Origin of the sequence: Pseudoroseomonas ludipueritiae (assembly GCF_014490445.1) — a bacterium.
GTDB classification, from domain to species: domain Bacteria; phylum Pseudomonadota; class Alphaproteobacteria; order Acetobacterales; family Acetobacteraceae; genus Pseudoroseomonas; species Pseudoroseomonas ludipueritiae.
Map to the genome: position 1 here is coordinate 1 of NZ_JACTUZ010000347.1, position 1,129 is coordinate 1,129.

The following is a 1,129-nucleotide window of genomic DNA, read 5'->3' on the forward strand; positions in this document are numbered from 1 at the left end:
GCAGCGCCGCCGCCTCGGGCGCCACGCCCAGGCTGGCGGCCAGCCAGGCGGCCTCGTGCTCATTGGCCACCAGCAGGTCGATCTGCCGCAGCATGGCCTCCGGCACCGGCGCGGGCGGGGCCAGGTTCAGGATGATGCGGGCCCCGGCGGCGCGGGCGCGCGCCACCAGCGCCGCCATCTCCTCCACCGGCACTTCCATCTGCAGCAGCAGCACGGTGCCGGGGCCCAGATCGGCATCCGTCACCTGCGCCGCCCGCACCGCCATATTGGCGCCGGAGGCCACGGAAATCTGGTTAGCGCCCCTGGCATCGACGCAGATGGCGGCGGCGCCGGTAGCCACCCCCACCCGCGCCAGCCCGGACAGGTCCACCCCCGCCGCCACCATGCCCAACAGCGCGACCTCCGCCAGCGAGTCCGTGCCGACGGCGCCGATGAAATGGGTCCGTGCCCCGGCACGCGCCGCCGCCGTGGCCTGGTTGGCGCCCTTGCCACCGGGCGATGCGCGCCAGCTTTCGCCCAGCACCGTCTCGCCCGGCGCCGGCAGCGTGGGGGTCGGGAAGATCAGGTCGGCATTGGCGGAGCCGAAGACCAGGACGCTCACAGGCCCCGCTGCCTCTTGCGGCCCCAGGCATAGCCGAACCAAAGCGCGGCCACGACCAGCAGCGCCGTAGCCGCGTCGTTGAACACAAAGGTCAGCACGGCCCAGACCAGCCCCAGCACCGCCCCCACCAGCCAGATGCCGACCGAGAGCGCCGCGAAGAGCATCATCATCGGCAGGCCGAAGACCAGCAGCACCAGCAGCAACAGAAACCAGAACATCCTATCCCCCTTCCGCCCGGCGGCGCGGCGCCTTGCCGCGCGAGGCCGTGCCGGGGATGTCGTGACGCGCGGTGGCGCGTCCAAGGGCAAAGCCGCCAGTCCCCACCAGCAGCAGCAGCGCGCCGAGATCCCCCACCAGCGCCACCGCCAGCGGAATGCCGATCAGCAGCACCACCACGATCACCGCCACCGCCAGCCATTGGCGCGGCAGCAGGGCCAGCCAGAGGCGGAAGCGTTCAGACCGCTTCGGCGCCCGGCCCTTGCCGCCACGCGCCGGCGCCCGGGCTGCGCGCGCGGGCTTGGCGGCGGC

The 1,129-nt window shown here is 73.8% G+C and carries 3 protein-coding genes; all 3 read right to left on the bottom strand.

Features of this window, described 5'->3' with window-relative positions; translation table 11 throughout:
• Window positions 1-601, bottom strand: a 601-nt coding sequence (locus tag IBL25_RS26265) for a PfkB family carbohydrate kinase (RefSeq protein ID WP_187781365.1), incomplete at its 3' end; no start/stop codon positions are given.
• Window positions 598-819: a hypothetical protein gene (locus tag IBL25_RS26270; protein ID WP_187781366.1), complete on the bottom strand. Its 222-nt coding sequence runs from the start codon at window positions 817-819 to the stop codon at window positions 598-600. The genes IBL25_RS26270 and IBL25_RS26265, both read right to left, overlap by 4 nt.
• Window position 820: 1 nt before the next feature.
• Window positions 821-1,129, bottom strand: a 309-nt coding sequence (locus IBL25_RS26275; RefSeq protein ID WP_187781367.1) for a hypothetical protein, incomplete at its 5' end; no start/stop codon positions are given.

Coding starts and splice junctions, on each gene's coding strand:
- IBL25_RS26270 (WP_187781366.1), bottom strand. CDS start 819: ATGTTCTGGTTTCTGTTGCTGCTGGTGCTGCTGGTCTTCGGCCTGCCG.